Source organism: Solibacillus sp. FSL H8-0538, from assembly GCF_038003525.1.
Classification (GTDB): domain Bacteria; phylum Bacillota; class Bacilli; order Bacillales_A; family Planococcaceae; genus JBBOPI01.
This window is the reverse complement of record NZ_JBBOPI010000002.1, coordinates 47,239-67,399: the sequence shown is the minus strand read 5'-3', so window position 1 is coordinate 67,399 and position 20,161 is coordinate 47,239. Positions and strand designations below refer to the sequence as shown.

Annotated in this window: 23 protein-coding genes; 10 read left to right on the top strand and 13 right to left on the bottom strand. The window is 36.6% G+C overall.

The features are described from left to right. Positions 1 to 225: 225 nt before the first annotated feature. From MHH87_RS18310 to MHH87_RS18300, 3 genes are read right to left on the bottom strand one after another with little or no spacing between them, the layout of a single operon-like run. Positions 226 to 507 (bottom strand): hypothetical protein, encoded by a 282-nt coding sequence (locus tag MHH87_RS18310; RefSeq protein WP_340751234.1) that lies wholly within the window; start codon positions 505 to 507, stop codon positions 226 to 228. 10 nt (positions 508 to 517) lie between these two features. Continuing rightward, positions 518 to 907 (bottom strand): SHOCT-like domain-containing protein, encoded by a 390-nt coding sequence (locus MHH87_RS18305; RefSeq protein ID WP_340751232.1) that lies wholly within the window; start codon positions 905 to 907, stop codon positions 518 to 520. Between the two features lie 13 nt (positions 908 to 920). Next, entirely contained in the window at positions 921 to 1,286 is a 366-nt protein-coding gene (locus tag MHH87_RS18300) for a DUF2089 domain-containing protein (protein ID WP_340751230.1), read from the bottom strand. Between the two features lie 492 nt (positions 1,287 to 1,778). On the opposite strand from MHH87_RS18300, the gene MHH87_RS18295 reads away from it, so the two are divergent. Continuing rightward, positions 1,779 to 2,093 (top strand): thioredoxin family protein, encoded by a 315-nt coding sequence (locus MHH87_RS18295; RefSeq protein WP_340751228.1) that lies wholly within the window; start codon positions 1,779 to 1,781, stop codon positions 2,091 to 2,093. Between the two features lie 253 nt (positions 2,094 to 2,346). On the opposite strand, the gene MHH87_RS18290 is transcribed toward MHH87_RS18295, so the two are convergent. Both MHH87_RS18290 and MHH87_RS18285 read right to left on the bottom strand, forming a co-directional pair. Continuing rightward, positions 2,347 to 2,727 carry a hypothetical protein gene (locus tag MHH87_RS18290; RefSeq protein ID WP_340751225.1) on the bottom strand — a complete coding sequence of 127 codons (381 nt, stop codon included), beginning with the start codon at positions 2,725 to 2,727 and terminating at the stop codon, positions 2,347 to 2,349. Between the two features lie 76 nt (positions 2,728 to 2,803). Beyond that, a complete protein-coding gene (locus MHH87_RS18285) occupies positions 2,804 to 3,349 on the bottom strand; it encodes a cupin domain-containing protein (protein WP_340751222.1) in 546 nt (181 codons plus the stop codon). A 160-nt stretch (positions 3,350 to 3,509) separates the two neighbouring features. On the opposite strand from MHH87_RS18285, the gene MHH87_RS18280 reads away from it, so the two are divergent. Beyond that, the gene (locus MHH87_RS18280) at positions 3,510 to 4,871 is read left to right on the top strand and encodes a D-serine ammonia-lyase (protein ID WP_340751220.1); all 1,362 of its coding nucleotides are present in this window, start codon (positions 3,510 to 3,512) and stop codon (positions 4,869 to 4,871) included. Positions 4,872 to 5,439: 568 nt separating this feature from the next. Here the strand turns inward: MHH87_RS18280 and MHH87_RS18275 are convergent. The 4 genes from MHH87_RS18275 to MHH87_RS18260 form a co-directional block, all read right to left on the bottom strand. Next, entirely contained in the window at positions 5,440 to 5,667 is a 228-nt protein-coding gene (locus tag MHH87_RS18275) for a hypothetical protein (RefSeq protein ID WP_340751218.1), read from the bottom strand. Between the two features lie 377 nt (positions 5,668 to 6,044). Further along, positions 6,045 to 7,292: a DUF4153 domain-containing protein gene (locus MHH87_RS18270; RefSeq protein ID WP_340751216.1), complete on the bottom strand. Its 1,248-nt coding sequence runs from the start codon at positions 7,290 to 7,292 to the stop codon at positions 6,045 to 6,047. A gap of 48 nt (positions 7,293 to 7,340) precedes the next feature. After that, positions 7,341 to 7,556, bottom strand: coding sequence for a helix-turn-helix domain-containing protein (locus MHH87_RS18265; protein WP_340751214.1), 216 nt, complete (start codon positions 7,554 to 7,556; stop codon positions 7,341 to 7,343). Between the two features lie 10 nt (positions 7,557 to 7,566). After that, positions 7,567 to 8,043, bottom strand: coding sequence for a DUF2975 domain-containing protein (locus MHH87_RS18260; RefSeq protein WP_340751212.1), 477 nt, complete (start codon positions 8,041 to 8,043; stop codon positions 7,567 to 7,569). Positions 8,044 to 8,809: 766 nt separating this feature from the next. Between MHH87_RS18260 and MHH87_RS18255 the strand changes: the two genes are divergently transcribed. The 4 genes from MHH87_RS18255 to MHH87_RS18240 are packed head-to-tail and all read left to right on the top strand — an operon-like array spanning position 8,810 to position 13,041. Then, entirely contained in the window at positions 8,810 to 10,123 is a 1,314-nt protein-coding gene (locus MHH87_RS18255; protein WP_340751211.1) for a GntP family permease, read from the top strand. Between the two features lie 23 nt (positions 10,124 to 10,146). After that, positions 10,147 to 11,082, top strand: a complete 936-nt coding sequence (locus MHH87_RS18250; RefSeq protein ID WP_340751420.1) for a 3-hydroxyacyl-CoA dehydrogenase family protein — start codon at positions 10,147 to 10,149, stop codon at positions 11,080 to 11,082. Next, complete coding sequence (locus MHH87_RS18245; protein WP_340751209.1) at positions 11,079 to 11,834, top strand: 3-hydroxybutyrate dehydrogenase; 756 nt, start codon at positions 11,079 to 11,081, stop codon at positions 11,832 to 11,834. The genes MHH87_RS18250 and MHH87_RS18245 overlap by 4 nt, the downstream gene beginning before the upstream one ends. Positions 11,835 to 11,865: 31 nt before the next feature. Next, complete coding sequence (locus MHH87_RS18240; protein WP_340751206.1) at positions 11,866 to 13,041, top strand: thiolase family protein; 1,176 nt, start codon at positions 11,866 to 11,868, stop codon at positions 13,039 to 13,041. 43 nt (positions 13,042 to 13,084) lie between these two features. Here MHH87_RS18240 and MHH87_RS18235 read toward each other — a convergent pair whose 3' ends face one another. Continuing rightward, the gene (locus MHH87_RS18235) at positions 13,085 to 13,681 is read right to left on the bottom strand and encodes a TetR/AcrR family transcriptional regulator (RefSeq protein WP_340751204.1); all 597 of its coding nucleotides are present in this window, start codon (positions 13,679 to 13,681) and stop codon (positions 13,085 to 13,087) included. A gap of 90 nt (positions 13,682 to 13,771) precedes the next feature. Here MHH87_RS18235 and MHH87_RS18230 point away from each other — a divergent pair, with 90 nt between their 5' ends. Continuing rightward, positions 13,772 to 14,461, top strand: a complete 690-nt coding sequence (locus tag MHH87_RS18230; RefSeq protein WP_340751202.1) for a CoA transferase subunit A — start codon at positions 13,772 to 13,774, stop codon at positions 14,459 to 14,461. After that, on the top strand, positions 14,448 to 15,092 hold the full coding sequence (locus tag MHH87_RS18225; RefSeq protein ID WP_340751200.1) for a 3-oxoacid CoA-transferase subunit B: 645 nt from the start codon (positions 14,448 to 14,450) through the stop codon (positions 15,090 to 15,092). Before MHH87_RS18230 ends, MHH87_RS18225 begins: the two co-directional genes overlap by 14 nt. A 348-nt stretch (positions 15,093 to 15,440) precedes the next feature. Here MHH87_RS18225 and MHH87_RS18220 read toward each other — a convergent pair whose 3' ends face one another. After that, a complete protein-coding gene (locus MHH87_RS18220) occupies positions 15,441 to 15,920 on the bottom strand; it encodes a hypothetical protein (RefSeq protein WP_340751198.1) in 480 nt (159 codons plus the stop codon). A 373-nt stretch (positions 15,921 to 16,293) separates the two neighbouring features. Between MHH87_RS18220 and MHH87_RS18215 the strand changes: the two genes are divergently transcribed. Further along, entirely contained in the window at positions 16,294 to 17,076 is a 783-nt protein-coding gene (locus MHH87_RS18215; protein WP_340751418.1) for an alpha/beta fold hydrolase, read from the top strand. Between the two features lie 455 nt (positions 17,077 to 17,531). On the opposite strand, the gene MHH87_RS18210 is transcribed toward MHH87_RS18215, so the two are convergent. Next, on the bottom strand, positions 17,532 to 18,125 hold the full coding sequence (locus tag MHH87_RS18210) for a YdeI/OmpD-associated family protein (protein ID WP_340751196.1): 594 nt from the start codon (positions 18,123 to 18,125) through the stop codon (positions 17,532 to 17,534). A gap of 232 nt (positions 18,126 to 18,357) precedes the next feature. Then, complete coding sequence (locus MHH87_RS18205) at positions 18,358 to 18,663, bottom strand: NIPSNAP family protein (protein WP_340751195.1); 306 nt, start codon at positions 18,661 to 18,663, stop codon at positions 18,358 to 18,360. A 491-nt stretch (positions 18,664 to 19,154) separates the two neighbouring features. On the opposite strand from MHH87_RS18205, the gene MHH87_RS18200 reads away from it, so the two are divergent. Beyond that, positions 19,155 to 19,601 (top strand): AraC family transcriptional regulator, encoded by a 447-nt coding sequence (locus MHH87_RS18200; protein WP_340751193.1) that lies wholly within the window; start codon positions 19,155 to 19,157, stop codon positions 19,599 to 19,601. The last annotated feature ends 560 nt before the right edge of the window (positions 19,602 to 20,161 follow it).

The following is a 20,161-nucleotide window of genomic DNA, read 5'->3' as shown; positions in this document are numbered from 1 at the left end:
ATTATAGCTTTATCCCCTTTAGCAGCATTCATTGCTAACCCTATACCTGTATTTGTACAGAGATAATAAAGTAGTTTAAAAAACGCCAGTCATGTTATTCAACAATCGGGCGCTTTTGCAAAATAACGGAGTACATTGTACAGGAAATAGGGGACGCCTTTATTGAAAACGAACTCCCTTTTTTCTTCAAAATGCATGTCAGTGGTCGGTGTAGTCGATAAAAAATTATAGTCGAACCTTAACCTCTGTACCGTCTTTAGCTTTGACATCTACTAGCACGAGGCCTTTATAATTTTTCAGTTCCTTAACAATAGGCTTTAGCGTTTTTTTGTCTATTAGTGGAAATGTAAAGTCCAGTTTTTCTCTATCGAAGTGCTTTTTTGTCCATTTTTTTGCAAGTTGCTGAAAAAATTTTGAACACAAAATGGAAAGAGCCATGTTTAAAAAGGCATATGGAATGGGGAGGGTAAACCGAACATCTTTTGCTTTCACTTTGACATGAATCATAAGCAAATCACTAATCAATGATGACCGAAACGGTATCCCCGTTTGCCGATTGAATATCAACAATTTGGCCATCTAATTCGTTTTCGATTGCTTCCAGAATAAGGCTTATGTCGATATCTTTCACGTATTTTTCGGATTGAGGAATACTCGCTGCGATGCTGTGTCCAGCCATTAATACTGCTTTGACAAGTTTTATCGGCAAATTGACTATGACATTATCATTTTCGGCTGATACCACACGGATTTTTAATGTTTTATCTAAATATTTTGCCGGTTTTTCAACAAGCGTATTACCGGTTTCTTCTTTCTCTTTTAATACTTGAATCAGTTCGGATCCCGTATCCGCATCAATCTTCCCTTCTTGAACCATTGTTAACACTCGTTTAATTTCCTCTTTCATAATAAATTCCTCCCTATTCCTCTTTTAAGAGCTTAATGGCTTCTTCTGGTGTGATTTCGCCATTTTCCAACATGGTGACAACTTTTTTCTCGTCTACTTCATTTTTCTTCTTCTCCACATATCCAAGGAATGAAATGATGTCTGTTAGCTTGCCTCGAACCGTTGGATAGGAAATCCCCAGTTCTTTTTCAACTTCTTTGATATTTCCTCTGCATGTTAAAAATACTTCCACAAAATGAAGCTGATCCTTTGATAAGGATGCCAGCTTAGATAATTCAAACTCATTTTCAATGGTGGTGTGACAATGAGAGCACTGCAATTTTGTAATTTTCAATGTTTTACTGCAGACAGGACAATTTGTGATTACTTTATAAGCCATAATGAAACCCTTCCTTTTTGTTGATTCGATTATATTGTATAACAAATGATTAAAAATACAAACAATAAAGTTGATTTATTCATACAAAAAAATAAATAATATTAATTTAATGTTTAATATTATTGATTATCTGTTTTCGTTTAAGTATTATTTTTACCATCATGGTTGAAATTGTAGACATTCCAATTGGTGAAAATCCCTCGGTACCTAATGAGCACGATTACTTAGACTGAAAGAAGTGCGTGCGTGAGCTGTTCAGTAAAGCGTTTATCTCTCTAGGTAACGATCTCCTGTTTCGTTTCGATTTCGGTTTGCGCAGAATAGAAAAGTTTTCCGAAGAATGGCAACGTTTTTGGTAAAAATGAACGTATAACCTGCCAATTTGTTATTTTACTCAAATTAATTTCCCTTATATTTGTGTGAAATAGTAAATAAAGCATTTTTGAAATATGGTATTATTAGAAAAATAACAGGTAGTAAGGAGGTTTTTATATGGAAAATTTACAATCGATGGAGCAATTTGAAGAACTAAAAAAAGGTGAACATACGCTATTTGTTTTTTCAGCAGATTGGTGTGGGGATTGTCGTGTCATTGATCCGATATTGCCTACCATAGAAGAAAAGTATAGTAATTATCATTTTGTGAAGATTGACCGCGATCAATTCATCGATCTATGTATCGAATTAGATGTATATGGGATTCCAAGTTTTCTTGCTTACGATAAAGGTAATGAAGTGGGCCGATTTGTTAGTAAGGACCGCAAAACACAGCAAGAAATTGAAGCTTTTATGGATGGCTTAAACTAATAATGTGCAGAGTAATCTAATCTCAGCAAATGTGGGAGAGAGCACGGAATAAATAATTCCTAAAGAAGGCAATCTCAATATGGGATGAGGTTGCCATTTTTGGTCGATACGGAAGGACACATCTCGCCCTATATTGGGCAAGATGTGTCTTTCTAACGTGTTGGGGATGTTAGGGAGGCCCCTCACACCACGGATTGCTTGTGATGCTGAAGAAGTGCTTGCGTAAGCTGCTCAGCAAAGCGCTCCTCTCTCTCTATAGGCACCGATCTCCTGTTTCTTTTCGATTCCGGTTTGCGCAGAATAGAAAAGTTTTCCGAAGAATGGCAACGTTTTTTGACTGCCCATCTTCAAGAAATACATCTAGATTTGCATCATAAAATTCACAGTGAACTAAATTTTCTACAAATGTATTTTTTAGCGCACATTCTTCAATTAGCAAATAATGTTCTTCATGAAGGTTACTCAAATAAACGAAAGCCCTAATAAATTGATTATCTTTTTCAAACGGAAGTTGTTGAAGTTGAGGAGAAAGTGAGTGGTCCTCAACTAATGTAAAATCAATCGAACGTATTGTGAATGTTGATCGCAAAATGAAATCATTGGCGTTTCCGTAAATATGAAATAGATTATGCAATTTCTACACTTCTTCTTTCTCCCAAGACTCAATATATTCCGAATGTGAAACAAAAAAAGCCAACTCAATCCGAAAATTAAAACGCTGGTGGCGTCACCGAAAACAGTATGGCAGCATGTTCATTAAACTTATTTTCCCACTTATGCTTCATTTGTGCAGGTATTTTTACACTATCCCCAGTTTCCAAGAGGTATTCTTCGTCCTCTAGAAATACTATAATTTTCCCCTCTAAGACAAAAGCAACTTCTTCTCCAGTATGTCCCAATTGTTTCTCAGAGGAAGCCGTGTTTGGTGGTAAATTCATAATGGCTGTTGCAAGCTTTCCAGTAAAATCAGGAGAAACGAGCTCATACGATATGTTTTCAGTGATCATTTTCTTTCGGTGACTAGCCCTAACGACTAAATCAACCGTGTTTGTTTCTTCAATGAAAAAACTAAATGTCGGAACGTCGAGGGTTTTCGCTAACACTTTAAGCGTCTGAATCGAAGGGTTTGCTAAGCCACGTTCGATTTGGCTCAACATAGAAGGCGTGATTTCAGCTAACTTTGCTAATTCTCGAATGCTTAAGTTTTTCCCTTTTCTATATTTTTCAAGCTTCTTCCCAATATCGATATTTTCCATGACTATGCACTCCTTGAGGATTAAATGTTAATTATAATTTAACATTTTCAAATAATACTTAACAATTAAAAATGTGTATGTTAAATTTAATTTAACGTTTGTTAATTTATATTTTGCTTTTTGAATGACTAGAATGACATCAATGAGGAGGACGATCAACGTGAACGAGCTTGAATTCAGAGATCTAAAAACATGGAAAGAACAGTATCCTTTACTAGACAAACTCACTTCGATGAAGGAAGTATTGTGGTTAAATCCTAATATTGAACAGTTTGAAAAAGGAATTAAAAAATCCCCCCTTAGTCAAGATGATGTAAAGGATGCAGAGGAAAGGTTAAAACGCTTTGCTCCATATATTGCTAAAGTATTTCCTGAAACAAAAAAGATGAATGGGATAATCGAATCTCCTTTAGTGCGTATTCCTTCCATGAAACAATCCTTAGAGCAGGAGTATCAACAACCGATAGTAGGTGAATTATTGCTTAAGTGTGATAGTCACCTTCCGATATCCGGGTCTATAAAAGCAAGAGGCGGGATTTATGAAGTGCTAAAACATGCAGAAGAATTAGCGCTTCAACATCAATTGTTGACGATTCAAGATGACTATTCCATTTTAGCGAGTGATCGGTTTCGAACATTCTTCGCTCACTATTCCATCGCAGTAGGCTCGACTGGAAATTTAGGACTTAGTATTGGCATCATGAGTGCAAAGTTAGGTTTTAATGTGACCGTGCATATGTCGGCGGATGCAAAACAATGGAAAAAAGACTTACTCCGCAGCAAAAATGTGACTGTAATTGAATATGAATCTGATTATAGTAAAGCCGTAGAGGAAGGCCGACGCCAAGCAGATGGGGATCCTGCATGTTATTTTGTAGATGATGAAAATTCCCATGATCTATTTTTAGGATACACAGTAGCCGCATCTCGGTTAGAAAAACAATTAGAAGAGTTAGAGATAACAGTTGATGAAGATCATCCATTGTTTGTTTACCTTCCATGTGGTGTAGGCGGTGGTCCTGGCGGGATCGCTTTTGGTTTGAAGTTATTGTATCAAGACCATGTTCACTGTTTCTTTGCAGAACCTACCCACTCGCCATGTATGTTACTTGGGTTAATGACAGGCCTTCATGATAAAATTTCTGTTCAAGATATAGGTCTTGATAATGTAACAGACGCTGATGGACTTGCTGTAGGAAGACCATCTGGATTTGTTGGTAAAACGATAGAGCCGTTTCTAAGTGGGAATTATACGGTTAGCGATGAACAATTGTATAAGTTATTAAAGGAACTAGTTGATACAGAGGGGATTCATTTAGAACCTTCAGCACTAGCAGGCATGATTGGCCCGATTAAATTAGGGAAAGAAGGCACCGAGTATTTACTGAAGCATAATTTAACAGAAAAAATGAGTAAAGGTACACACATTATTTGGGGGACTGGTGGAAATATGGTTCCGGAAGAAATGAAGAAGGAATATTATCAAAAAGGATTGAATTTTTCGTTAGAGAATCAAAGGTAATTCAGCACGGGGGTTAGTTGCCCCCGTGTTTTTGCAATTTCGATTTGCGCAGAATGGAAACGTTTTTGGTCGAGAAGAATGGATAACTTTCCTACCTATGAAACCAAAACAATCTCCTGGTGCTGGGATAGTAAATGGGCATAGAGATCTCCTCTAAGCATCAAAAACATTCTTCTGCGCTATTCTTTTCTATTCTTTTCTTCGACAACTCCCTAAAATAAGCCGTTTAGCCCTAACTACAGGTAGTGCCTTATAAAAGGAAAAAGTGTCTTGAATGATTAGATATATTCATATATTCGTATATACATATACGCGAGGAAGAACCTATTACCAAACCGTAATTTGGTGGGCTTGCGGGTGAAGAGAGGTGAAAAACTATTCACTAGTTCTCAAATCAAAGTTTAGTTCAATGTGGAATTCCAACGATAAGCAGTTTCAATCCATAAAGAAAATCGATTTCCTATGACATTTAGGAATCGACTTTTCTTATTTACCTTGTTGAACTAAAGCTACCCGTTAGTTGTATAAGTACCTTATCTTTTATACACATTATATTCGTACTGCTACATTATTCTGTCACTTGTACTAATTTATCATCAACTACTTTCAATACAGGACTTTCAAATGCTTTACGCATATACTCGTAATCATCTTTTAATTCATCTAATGATTCGGCAGGCATTATTTCACCCCACATATGAGGCTTATCGTTTTCATCATAATGAACTTCGCATATCTCAAAGTAAGGTTTGTTCTGTTTATTGATAAATTCCACAACTCTATAATTCCAGTACATAATAATCTCCTTCCTTGCTTCGCCTTATGTGCCAAATGCGACATACAAACTCCCATTATCTTCTTCAACTAAAGTCCTCTTTAGTGTAAAGTACATCTTTTCACAATTAATCTAAATCAAACTCAAAACCTGCAAGTGTAGCGTATCAAATACGTTTCATGAAGTCCTTTTTCGTGGGGCACATGAAACTGGACATATTTTAAAGAATCCAGTTGCAACAATATATTATAACTTCTAGTTTGATTACCCTCTTTTTAACTTTAGTAATGAAAATAAGCTAAAACTATACAATTCTTTATAAAAAGCTGCATACTATCGGCTCTAAGGATTTTATACGTTCTAGAAGATTAGCTCTTCGTTACATTAATAAAGCCTTTCTAATTAAAAATGAAAGGAAAAGTAAATGTAACGAAAGCCGCCCAAAGTCCGTAGACCGGCAAATACTTAGTAACGGCATCTTGGATAGTTGAAGGTCCGGATTTGTTTTGTAGAAAACGCATATAGGAGAGCATAATCCAAATTAGATTTGCCCAGATCAGTATGTTTACTCCTAAAACAGCCAGTCTATTAGGCGTAATCCCATAAGAAGAAAGTCTGAACACGATGGCTGACAAAGCCACACTGTCAATGATAAGCGCCAGAACAATTAGGGCAAAATTTATATAATCAGAAATGTTCTTTTTCTCATCTGTGCCGCTTTCGGTAATTGAAAATATGGTAACGGCCAAGACACCAAGGAGTATTCCGTTGAAGGCGATCAAGAAATTGCGGTCCAAGAATGGATTTTTTCCGACCCAAATTACCGTTATAAGATAGACCAACAAAGTGGCCAGGACAAGAGGACTAAAAATTTTAGCGATATAGGGTGTAATATTCTTAGCAAGTTTAAGATTCATTGACACCAGGTAGGTAGCCACAATAGCGAGAGCGGCAGCACCAAATAAAACGACATTACTAAAATAAAAGTCTTCAATATCCAAGCCAACAATGCTAAATAACTGCATGGTTAATGCTGCTAGTACCATTCCGCTCACTGCCATGCTGGCGTAGAGAATACCATATTCCAAATTAAATTTAATATAGGCTAATCTTGTACTGCCTTTTGAATATTCATTTCCTGTAAATGCAAGCCCTACCAATACCCATAAGAATATGGGAAGGTGTAAATAAGCAAGGATAATACTGTCTTTATAATTTAAAGGCAGCATATTAAGATAAAACCCGGAAATTAGGAACAACGCTGCAAGGGAATAAATAATACTTTTTTTCGGAGTATTATTGTAAACAAAATAGGCAGCAATAAAGGGAATTATTCCAAAAGCCAGGTTAATTGGAGCAATTGCTTCCTGTTCGACATAATGGAAAATGATCCTGGTGCTTATCCCGGCCAGAATGGCTAAAATGCCCATGAATAAGAAACCTTTTTGAAGCAAGGGGGATTTTTCTATATATGCCGTCTCCTTGAAATGCAATCTTTCATACCAAACACCAAGAACCTGAGAATCAGGATTTTGTTCCCATGCGTGTGAGAGTGACTTTTTAAAAGCTTTCGGGTCTTTTCTATACATTTTCTCCAGCTCATGAGGGTTAGTAATATTTTCAATAATCAAGTTGTTAATGTCCATAGTTATACCTCCCCTAATAATTGTTATAGTAAGTTTCTTCCACAATGTTTAACTTTCTTCGTCAGGTTTGTATTCTAAAATATCTCCAGGCTGACAGTCTAAAGCCTTACAGATCGCCTCTAAAGTTGAGAATCGAATCGCTTTTGCCTTCCCGTTTTTTAATATCGAAAGATTAGCCATCGTGATGCCAACTCGCTCCGAAAGTTCTGTTACGCTCATTTTCCGTTTAGCCAGCATCACATCAATATTGATTATAATTGCCATTGTTATCACCTCAGACGATTAAGTCATTTTCCGATTTTATATCTATCGCTTCTCGTAAAAGTCTTTGAAGAACAGCAGCGAATACGGCGATGACCATGGAAGCAAAGATAGGAACCATTCCAACTATGATGAGACCTGGGGCATCGTCTAGATCTGCTACGAGAAAAACAAATGGCATAGCTAACGCATACAACCCACTGATTGTCATTGCGCAGCGTTTGATCACCTTAAGAGCTTGAACAGACAACGCCGAGAAAGCTTCGTTCTTGTCAATATAGCTTAACAGTTTAAATGCCTGATACAATGCAACGAAAAACGGGATCACGGATACATACATACTTATTAAAATGGGGTATAGGATATGGGCATATTCTGGATTTACTGGATTTTTAGTTAACCAAGTCAACCCAAATAGGCTCAAAGCAAGAACTGGGAGTCCCATCAGAAAAACAGCTATCTTTAAAAAGAGTGTTGAACCTTGTTTCATAAAAAAACACCTCACTTAGTTTTGGTTGATTTGATTGTAGTACATAATTTATCGTTTTACAATAAATTATTATTCTTTTTGATTATATTCTTATCGTTAAATAATTATACTTTTAATTTTAGACAAAGATAAAAAGCATTTCTCATTACAAAGAAATGCTCTGTAACTGTAACCTATTCAATTTAGGGATTTTTTACATTTTCACTGGCCCTTTATTTGTATGTATTTTTAGGCTCTACACCAAAATCTGAACTTGACAGCACATTCCACTCCAGGCGGTCGCTTTCCGCGGGCGTGGCTTGAGCCTCCTCCTCCGCTTCGCTTCGTGCGGGGTCTCAAGGCTCACGCTTTTCCCGCAGGAGTCGCCGCCTTCCGTTCCATGTGCCTATAAAGTAGTACACTTTCTTTTAAAGTACAGGACATGTTTTGGTATAGACCCTTTTTTTTTTAGTTGCTGTTTTTGGCTCAGCCCATTGTTTTAATTTTGTCCTATTTGCCTCGCTGTAACGCTTGTTTTGCCCACTCTATTTAACTCTGCGCTAAACTTTTCTATTCTTTTCTATTTATTTGTACCCTTTTCTATTGATTTCTATGCATTTGCAAGTGGTAGTAAGCTAGATGGTTATGTTAGATGCTTGTTGCTCGTGTCGCAAATTTCTACAATAGGTTGCAAAAATTCTCATTTGGGTATTTACTTGGGAATTTTTGTGTTGTAAAATCAAAGAAACAAACTACAGTCTGTTTTAGAGAAAAGGAGGGCGTAAGTATGTGGAGTTTATTGACGATCGTGATTTCTTTAATCATTCTTGTTGTGTTAGCAATGAGAGGTTTTACCATTGTTATTATTGCACCAATTGTCAGTTTATTTGTCATCGTAAGCAATAACTTACCGATTTTAGAAACTTTTCAAACTGCGTATATGACTGGTTTTACTAATTATGTGAAGAATTATTTCTTGATTTTCTTATTTGCAGCGATGTTCGGAAAGTTTATGGATGATTCCGGCGCTGCACGTACAATTGCACACGGTTTATTAAAATTATTAGGTCGTAACAGTAAATTACGTGCATTAATCAGTATTATGTTTGTATGTGCGTTCTTAACGTATGGGGGAGTCAGTTTATTTGTAGTAGTATTTGCGATTTTACCAATTGCAAAACCAATTTTCCGAGAACTGGATATTCCTTGGCATTTATTTATCGCAGCGTATTTCACAGGTGTTGCGACATTCACAATGACGATGGTTCCTGGTACACCGGCAATTCAAAACATCATTCCAATAAAATATTTAGGGACAACCGTTTCTTCGGGGGCATGGATTGGTGTAGTGGCAGCGATTACTTTACTTGTATTTAATATTTGGTATATGAGTTATGCGTTGAAAAAATCAGAGAAGCGTAATGAAACCTATGCAAATATGAAAAATCTTGAAAAATCTGATGATCCAAAACTTCTTGTGGATAAATATGCCGAGAAGGTTTTACCAAATATGGTTGTTAGTTTGATTCCACCAGTGTTATTAATTGTGTTATTAAATGCGTTTAAGTTAGAAGTACTTTACACATTGATGATTACTTGTTTAGTAGCAATGGTTGTATTTTGGAAATTCATTGAGAAAAAGAGAGAGTCAATTAATATCGGGGCAACAAATGCTGTTTTACCAATTATTAATACGTCAGCAGATGTTGGTTATGGCGCAGTTATTGCTGTGACAGCTGGTTTCACAATATTCCAAGATATGATAACAAATATTCCGGGGAATCCTTTAATTTCATTATATATTGCGACAACATTATTAGCGGGTATTACAGGATCAAGTTCAGGTGGTTTAGGGATTGCGATGGAAACACTGACAGACACATACTTAAAACTTGGTGTAAATCCTGAAGCATTTCACCGTGTAGCAGCCATTGCATCGGGCGGTTTAGATGCTTTACCTCATAATGGTGCTGTTATTACCACTTTAGTAGTAACTGGATTGACGCATAAAGATGCATATAAACATGTATTTTTTGTAGCCGTTGTTGGACCAGTCCTTGCTGCAATTCCAGCGTTAATAGTAGCGATTATGTTCTACTAAGGGAGATGAGTACATTGAAACAAGTGGGTGTTTTAGGTTCAGGAACAATGGGGTTTGGTATTGGTTTTTACTTCGCTATTCATGGGTATGACACAGTAATTTACGATGTGTCAGAGGATCAATTAGAATTTGCGAAAGAAAAATTTAATGCGTATTATGATTTATTTGAGAAAGCACAGTTTCCGCTTCAATTATCAAAGCAACAAGCATTTAATCAAATTAAGTGGACAAGTACACTCGATAGTTTTAAAGAAACAGATTTAATTATCGAAAGTGTGATTGAACGGATTGAAGTGAAACAAGATATTTTTGCACAACTAGATACACTCGTGAAAAGTGATGCCATTTTAGCGTCCAATACTTCGAGTCTTAAATTATCTGAAATTACAGAAAAATTAACAAGAATGAAAAACCGAGTAATTTTAACGCATTTCTTTAATCCAGCGCAAATCGTGCCGTTAGTTGAGTTGTTAGAACTACCAGAAACCGAACAAGGTGTTTTAAGAAAGGTACATACATTGTTCGAGTCCATCGGGAAAACACCAATTATTGTTCATAAAGAGGTAGCAGGCCTTGTAGCAAATCGTATTCAAGTAGCATTAACTCGTGAGGCATTATCCCTTTTAGAAGATGGTGTTGTCACAAAAGAGGATTTGGAAAAAACAATTTTGGATGGACCCGGTTTTAGGTATGCAACAAGCGGTTTACTAAAAATAATCGATTTTGGTGGCTTAGATATTTGGGATAAAGTATTAGGAAACTTACAAGGAGAAATTGAATCTTCTGTACGACCGTTCTCTGTAATAAAAGATTTAGTAAATGAGCAAGCATATGGCGTGAAAACGGGTAAAGGGTTCTTTGAATACCCAGGCAAAGGATTTGATGAGCTGGTCTTACAAAGAGATAAAGAATTACTGAAACATTTACTTACAACGCATTATAAGGAGGAACATGTATGACACAAAAAGTAGTAGTAGTGACAGGGGCAACAGGTGGGTTAGGTTCTGCAATGGTCGAGAAATTCATTGCACAAGGTGATTTTGTTTATTTACTTGATTTAGATCAAAATCGTATTGATGATGCTGTAAACAACTATGGCAGTCAGACAAGCGGTTTTGTTGTAGATGTTCGTAGTGAAGAGTCGGTGGCCAATGGTATTTCACGTATTATTGCGGAAAAAGGAAAAATCGATGTATTAGTTAACAATGCCGGTTTGCAACACCGTGATAAAGTAGAAGATTTCCCGTTAGAAAAATGGCAGCTTTTAATCGATGTCATGCTTACAGGTGTATTCCTCATGACAAAACATGTATTCCCGCATATGAAAGAAGCACGATACGGTCGTATTATCAATATTTCTTCTGTTCATGGGAAGACAGCTTCACCTGAAAAAGCAGCTTACGTTGCAGCGAAACATGGCGTAATTGGCTTAACAGATGTTACAGGGATTGAAGGTGCAAGCTACGGTATTACAGTGAATGCGGTTTGCCCAGGAGCTGTAAAAACACCATTACTTGTGAAACAACTGGAAGACTTACATGAATCAGAAGGCTTAACAGAAGTCGAAGCATTAAATCGCATCGTATATCCTCGTCAAGCTATGAATCGCTTTATCGAGGCGGAAGAAATTGCTGATACAGTCGTCTTCTTAGCATCAGAGGCAGCAAAAGCAATTACGATGGAGCATATTAAAGTAGCGGGTGGTATGTAAGAAATGTAAAGAAAATGGGGGAGAAAATAATATGGCCTATATCGTAGAAGGTGCACGTACAGCGTTTGGTAGTTTTGGGGGGATTTTTAAGGATGTTTCGGATCGTGATTTAGCAGTAGCGACGGTAAAAGAAGCCTTAAAGCGCTCAAATCTAGATCCAGAAGAAGTCGATGAGATTATTATTGGGAATATCATTCATACGTCTGCCAATTCGGCTTATTTAGCGCGTCATATTGGCTTATCTAGTGGCTTAAAAAATGAATCGCGTGCTCTAACCGTAAACCGTTTATGTGGTTCTGGGATGCAGGCGATTGTATCGGGTGTGCAATCAATCTTACTTGGTGACGCAGACATTATTGTTGCTGGTGGTACAGAAAATATGTCACAAGCACCTCGGATCTTACGTGATACACGTTTTGGTTCGCCAAATAAAGTACCACAAATGGATGATATGCTATGGGGTACATTAACAGATAACTATATTGGCTGTGGCATGGGCGTAACAGCTGAAAACCTTGCAGAACAATATCATATTTCTCGTGAAGAACAAGACGCATTTGCAATCGCGTCACATAAAAAAGCATCTGACGCTGTAGAACGCGGGCGCTTTGCAAAAGAGATTATTGGCGTTGAAGTAAGGGATCGTAAAGGGAATGTTTTCGTTTTAGATAAAGACGAGCATATTCGACCTCAATTAGATCCAGAAAAAATTGCACAATTAAAACCAAGTTTCCAAAAAGGTGGTACAGTAACCGCAGCAAATGCTTCAGGTATTAATGACGGAGCAGCAGCTGTTGTTGTGATGAGTGAAGAAGCGGTAAAAGCTCGTAATGTAAAGCCACTTGCCAAAATTGTTGCCTATGCTGTTGCTGGTGTAGATCCTAATATCATGGGAATTGGACCTGTACCGGCTACGCGTCAAGTAGTGGAAAAAGCAGGCTTAACACTCGATGAGATTGATTTATTTGAATTTAATGAAGCCTTTGCTGCACAGTCTTTAGCTATTTTGAAAGAATTAGGTGTGCCTGCGGAAAAAGTGAATGTAAATGGCGGGGCAGTTGCACTTGGTCACCCTGTTGGTGCAAGTGGAGCACGTATTTCATATTCTTTAGCATTAGAATTACATGAAAGAAATGCGCGCTATGGGATTGCGTCATTATGTATTGGTGGCGGTCAAGGTATCGCAATTTTACTAGAAAGAGTCTAAAAATAGTCCATAGGGCTGTCATTGTAGACAGCCCCACCGTTATTTAATGAAAGCCATTTAAAAAGTGATTAATTGGCCCTTTGGCACTTTCATGCAATGATAAATCATTTAGTAAAGTACACCAGAAATAGATCGTTCCCATGACCACTTGAGTCAGTGCTTGCTTCAATTCATGTAATGTTAAATCAGAAGAACCTGGATTTTCTTTTAAAATTGCAGCTAATAATTCTTCCAAAAGAATAAATAACTTACGTTTGGGATTACGGAAATATAAGTGTGTTTCACTTTCTAGGGATGTTGAATAAATGATTGCCAAAAATTCATGACTAAATGTTTTTTCTAGATAGATATACATGTTATGTAAGAAAAGTTGCATTCGTTCTTTAGCGGATACATCCGTTGGTAACGTAGCATACATTTTTTCATAGTATTTATCTGCAATAGCGAAATGTTCGTTTAATATATCTGTTTTCGAATTGTAATGATGATAAAATGACCCTTTTGATGTGTTACACACTTTTACGATTTCATCTACAGTTACTTTTTTATAGCCTTTTTCTTTAAATAATTTCAATGCTTCTTTTGCGATGAGCTCTTTCTTTTCGTCTCCTCTTTGTTGTTTTCTTTCTCTATTAACCATATATTTTCTGCCTCCCGAAAATGATTGTATGTATAGTTTAGAATAAAATTAGACCGAATCCTAGTATTGTTACTGAAAGGGGCCATCTATATGAAAAATAAAATTGTTCAATGTGTTTCAGAACTGAAGGATGTATTTAAAGATAACCAAAAAATTTTAGCAGGTGGATTTGGGATATCAGGTTCACCACTAACAGTAATCGATCAGATTGCAGAAATAGATGTGAAAAGATTACATATTGTTAGTAATAACTTAGGGGATCATGGGGTTGGATTGCACAAATTATTTATTCAGGGGCAGATTGAGAAAGCGATTGGGTCATTTTTTACGATGAATCGTGAAGCGGTCATTGCTTGGTCAGAAGGAAAGCTTGAAATTGAGTTGTTACCACAAGGAACATTAGCTGAAGCGTTACGTTGTGGTGGTGCTGGAATTGGTGGGTTTTATACGAAAACAGCGGTAGGGACAGAATTAGCAAAAGGGAAAGAAGAACGGGAAATTGACGGGGAACGTTATATCTTTGAAAAAGCAATACAAGGGGACGTTGCGATCATTCGAGCGAAAACAGCCGACCGTTTAGGGAATTTAACCTATCATACGACTGCACGTAATTTTAATCCCATGATGGCTACCGCTGCAAGCATTGTCATTGCAGAAGTAGATGAAATTTTAGAAGTAGGGGAGTTAGACCCAGAAGTTATTGTCACACCGCATGTTTACGTTGATTATATCGTCCAAACAAACTATACAAAGGAAGGTGAACGATATGTCAAAGCTTGATGTTCGTGCGCTTATCGCGAGACGTATCGCACAAGAATTAGAAGAGGGGCAAGTTGTCAATCTAGGTGTTGGAATTCCGACATTAGTCACTTCTTATATAGAAGGAAAAGAAGTATATTTGCAATCTGAAAACGGATTACTTGGGATGGGCCCGCCACCAGCAGAAGATCAAGTGGATGCCGATTTAATATCGGCGGGTAAAGAGGCGATTACTATTTCTGCGGGTGCATCGTTCTTTAATAGTGCCGATTCCTTTGCCATGATTCGTGGGGGCCATATTGATGTAGCCGTACTTGGCATTTTACAAGTGAATCCACTAGGTGAAATAGCAAACTGGGCCGTTCCCGGACAACCGATTTTAGGTGTAGGCGGTGCCATGGATTTAGTTGTGGGTGCTAAAAAAGTGATTGGTGCTGCCACCTTATTTACGAAAGACGGAGAACCAAAAATTGTGCAGGAATTATCCTATCCAACAAGTGGTATTCGACGCATTGAATTACTTGTAACCGAATATGCTGTATTCGCTTTTGAAGAGGGAGAAGTCATCGTAGAAGAAATTACTGGCGATTTGTCTTTTGAAGAATTGCAAGAGAGACTAAAGATCCCACTTCGTATGAAGGTCACATCATAAATGGCCATACAGTAGGCTAAGAAAACGGAACCAGCTGGATAGCTAAAATCGAAAGGTCTTTCGATACTAAAGTCCTTGTTCCATTAAAAATTGTGAAATAGCACCTTATTTTTCTACACCTGTTCCTTTTTTAGAAACAGGTGTTTTTTCATTTCACGTAATAGATTACTTTAAATTTTGTATTTAATTTACACTACTACAAGCGCTACTAGGGGCTTTCGTTGAATAAAGTAACTAAGCCACTAGCAACAATCTTTCCGAAAACAGCCAAATTAGTTGAACGAGTGTAGCTTTAGAATAAAGTTTGATTAATTAAATGAGCCTTCTTCAACTAAAGCCCCCGTTAGTTCAATAAGAATTCATTCTATTTCCCTGAGTTTTTGACTGGATAATGTAACCACCTTCAGATTGAGATTTATATTGTCCGACAATAAATTCTTTTGTATTAATTAAATCTTGGAAAACAGTTGGGATTGTGCAATTCCAGTTCAAATTTTCTACTTTAAGAGGGAAATTATCTTCGTTTGGATTTGGCGTATGAATAAAAACTGCATCAACACCAGCGTCCTCATCGTTAATATGAACCCAAGATTGGTAAGGTTTTTCAAAGGTTTCAAGCCTTTTTAATATATTTTTATATAAAGCTATATGTGCCTGAATGTGCTTTCTTCGTATCCTCAGACTATGATTTCCATATCCAAAAAAATCGAGATGGTTATGCCATAAGTCAAACCACGCATCTTTATCAAATTGTAAATTACAGGTTTCTAATGCAACTTCTCTCGATAAATTACGAAAATATCGCCTTTTTCCACGGAATTTTTTCAAACAAACCCTCCTACCATCTAATGTTTTTCGTACTTACATATATTCGTTATACTTATTGAACTAACCTGCCCGTTAGTTCAATAAAGAAAATAAGAGTTGCTTATGCAATCCAATGATCTTTAAGTAAAGTCTCCGTTTGTTTAATAACTATAAAGTACCCACCTTTGGACTCTGGAAGTGATTTATATTCACCCTTGTTGTTTATTATATTAAAAACATAATCTCTCAACTTAATTAGTTGTTTAGCATCGTTCGTTGGTTCGCAGTATTTCTCTGAAATTAATTGTGTTATCGTTTCGGCTAGATTTTCACCTATGTTCCCCTAGTCGAGTATCTTATTATTAAAACACTATAATTAAACGGAGGGAACAACATAGGATACTTTGTTACAGTGGAACCTGGTGTAAGAATATATGTAGAGGATGTAAACCAGGAGGGAAATAAAACCATTCTATTTATACACGGTTGGCCATTAAACCATAAGCAGTTTGAATATCAGTTTAATGTTCTTCCAGCAATGGGATATCGATGTATAGGGATTGACTGGAGGGGTTTCGGTAATTCGGATAAACCATTCAATGGCTACAGTTTTGACAGATTGGCAGATGATATCCATGCAGTAGTAGAGGCGTTGCAGTTAAAAGACTTCACACTAGCTGGACACTCCACAGGAGGCGCGATCTCAATTCGATATATGGCTCGATATAAAGGTTATGGCGTTTCAAAACTTGTCCTAATAGACGCTCAATCTCCGTCTAGTGTACAAGAAGAAGTAGCAAATACGTTCATTACAGAAACACTTAATGATCGTCCTAATATGTTGCTGGGACTAACGGACACTTTCTTCTTCCAGTATATTACTGTGCCATTATCTGATTGGTTCTTTCAGCTAGGCTTACAAGCTGCGGGTTGGTCGACTGCTGCGGTCATGATGTCATTAAGAGATGAGAATGTGTACAATGATCTTGGCAAAATATTAGTCCCTACGCTAATTATTCACGGCATACATGATAAAGTTGTTCCTTTTAAAAATGCACAAGAAACAAACAAATTAATAAGAAATTCACAGCTCGTCCCATTTCAATACAGCGGCCATGCTCCTTTCTATGAAGAACGTGACAAGTTCAACCAGCTACTAATCCAATTTATTGGATGATAGTTTACTTCAACAAAGGATAATGATAGTTCGATTTACCGCTCATATCATGTGCGGTCTTTTCTTTGGTCAAAAATCAACAATGAATGAAAACAGATCCTTCCCCATTAGTTCAATAAGAAAGAGTAGCATAAGCAGTAAGATGATCTTCAACTAAAGTACCCGTTAGTTTAAGTACATTTCATCACAAGATAAACATCTACTTTAACATAATTAACCAATAAAAAATCACCTCAAAGAATAACGAAAGAGGGGATTATTATTAATCTTTTTTATAAACGATCAAACTTTATTTCAAATCAACAACGAGTGTTACTTGCGATCCAAACTGGAATTTAGAATGCACGTAACGTGAGGGAATCTCTTGGAATTTGATTGATTTATTTGTAGATAAGTAAGGACGGCATCTCGCCCTATTTTGGGCGAGATGTGTCTTTCTAATCGCATCGAATAGACTAATCATTTAAGCCCATTCCATTGAGAATTGGCTGTATATATTTTTCAACCCTGGACGCTCGGGTTTTGGATTGTTTAGCCCCCGAAAAATAAAGAATATATGCTCTTTGTCTTCCCGGTGTCAAGGCTTCAAAAGCCGTTTTCAAGGCGGGGATTTCATCGAATTTCGTTTGAAGTTCTTCCGGAATTATGATATCTGTATTCTTTTTAAAACTCACTTCTAAACCGGCTTTTTCAACTTCAATGGCTTCAATAATATAGGCTTTCAAAATCGTCTCCATTTCAACGATTTCTTGAGCATTGGTGAACCGAATTTGGCGTGCTGCCTGTACATTTTCTGTTTGTTGGATTAGAATGCCATGCGTATCCTGTAACAAGGCACCTTTGTGAAACAGAAGGGCACAGTATTCTTTAAATCCATGTATTAACAAGATGTTTTTTGTCTCAAACGTGTAACAAGGATGCATCCACTTAAATTCTTCGGTCAGCTCACAGTCGAAAACGATATTTCTCAGCTGCTCATATTCTTCTTTCCACTTTGTCGCTTTACTTAAAAATGCATCTACCTTAGGATTCATTTTACTATTTGTCATCAAGGAACACCTCTCACTAATTTCTCGTGCAGCAGCTGATAGTCAAGAATGATCATTCTCAAGTTCTGCAATTGATTTATAATAAGGTATTAATTGATGTTGTGTAAAGTAGAACCGGCTTGAATCGTTATAGAGAGCTTCTGTGACTAATTTGCAAAGAAAAAGATCTCGGAACCATGCATCCGTTAGCTTTCCAATGGATGATTAAAGTATTTTCAGCGTTCTCGTAGAGTCACTTAAATACAGGGCGCATAAAGCTTCGCTCATAACTTAAAATACATTTAGTTTCTTCGGCAAATTTAAATGCTGCTTGACATTCTTCATCCAATGCCATTTTCACTCGGTACTCTTCGTATGCTGTTAAACTCGGGAAAGTGAATAAGGCATACGCAATATTATTCGCACCCTCATGTGGCAGAAAATAGCCATGATGTGTACCACCTAATTTATTTACAAGTGGAATCCACATTTTACCGTATTCTTCAAATTCATTTACTTTATAAGGATCAATGACATACTTCAAATAGCATGTAACCATTTTATTCCTCCTAAAATCTTTTTTTCATCTTACCATATCCTTCAACTAACCTGCTCCATATTTACAGTATTGGCAGTAATCGTGCTGCTAGAATAGCACTCTTATCTTTGTGTAAATGTGTGCGAATTTATGTGGTATAGAACTTGACATGGACCCTCTGTGGGCATGTTCAACCAGGAAAAGCGGAAGCCGTTGTTTCATATGGCAAAAGAGCCTATTATACCTACCCCCTCGATGTACAGTCCTAACGTTGTGTACGTTAAATACTATAAATAATGACTGTAGATAAATAGGCTTTGAAGATAGTAAATACGCTATTTTTGTATAATTGAATATTATTAAAGCTGTGGACAAATGTACTGTAGATAAGACCTCGTTAGTTAAATAAGGGTAATTATAAATTTTTAAAAAATAAAGTGTCTATATTTTTTAAGCATGTTACATTCGAAATGTACCAAACAAATTCAAATGAAGAAAGGAAAAAAGAATGTATGAAGTTTAAAGTTGAAACACTCCCTAACTATCGCTTGGCTTACGTGCGACGAGTTGGTCCGTATGGTTCTGCAAATATTGAAGTAATGGAGAAGTTAAAAAATTGGGTAAAAGAGAAAAATCTTTCGGCAATGATACTTGCAATTCAACAAGATAACCCTGAGACAACACTGCCTGAAAACTGTAGATTTGATGCTTGTATTGTGATTTCAGAGGATTATCAACTGGATGATTCAATTTGTGAAGGTGAACTTGCTGGTGGAAAATACCTTATTTATGAAGTCAAACATACAGCCGAAGAGATTCAAAAAGCATATGCTCATATTTTTTCTGCTCTACAAATAAGTGGATATCAAATTGATAACAAACCCATTTTGGAAAGATATACTGAGGATATGGTAAACAACCATTATTGCGAAATATGTGTACCGGTAAAACTGTTATAGTTTGAATAGCTATTTTACTTGTTTGATATTTTATCATCAGTAATACAACATTGAAAGAGAAGACAAGTGGCTTATTAGTACTGACAACTTCTTGTTCTCCTTTCATTAATTTTCTTTGTTAGCACAATAAGAATAGCATTTCTGTTGTTCCAGTAATGCACCCGCTAGTGGAATAAGAACCAACCTAAACATAAAATTAAGAAAATACTCTAACCCATAATTCGTGATTGGAGTTATTAGTAGATTATTTTCACCTACTTTTAATAAATCCTCATCGCTTAATCAATACCGACAAGTCACCTTCAAATACTTTTTCTTGTTTATGATTGTAAGTAGATAATAATACAGTAATGTTTCCAACTTCATTTCTTCAATCCCTTCATCGAGATACTGGATGATACCTTCACATGACTCATATTCCATTTGGGTCTGTATTTCTTTATTTTGAATAAATTACCTTTTATTCCTTGTTAAAACTTACACCTATACCTCGATGAAATCAATAAAATTAAAATTAAGCGAAGACGTGTCAGACCATGGATTGTGTTGAGGACCAGTAC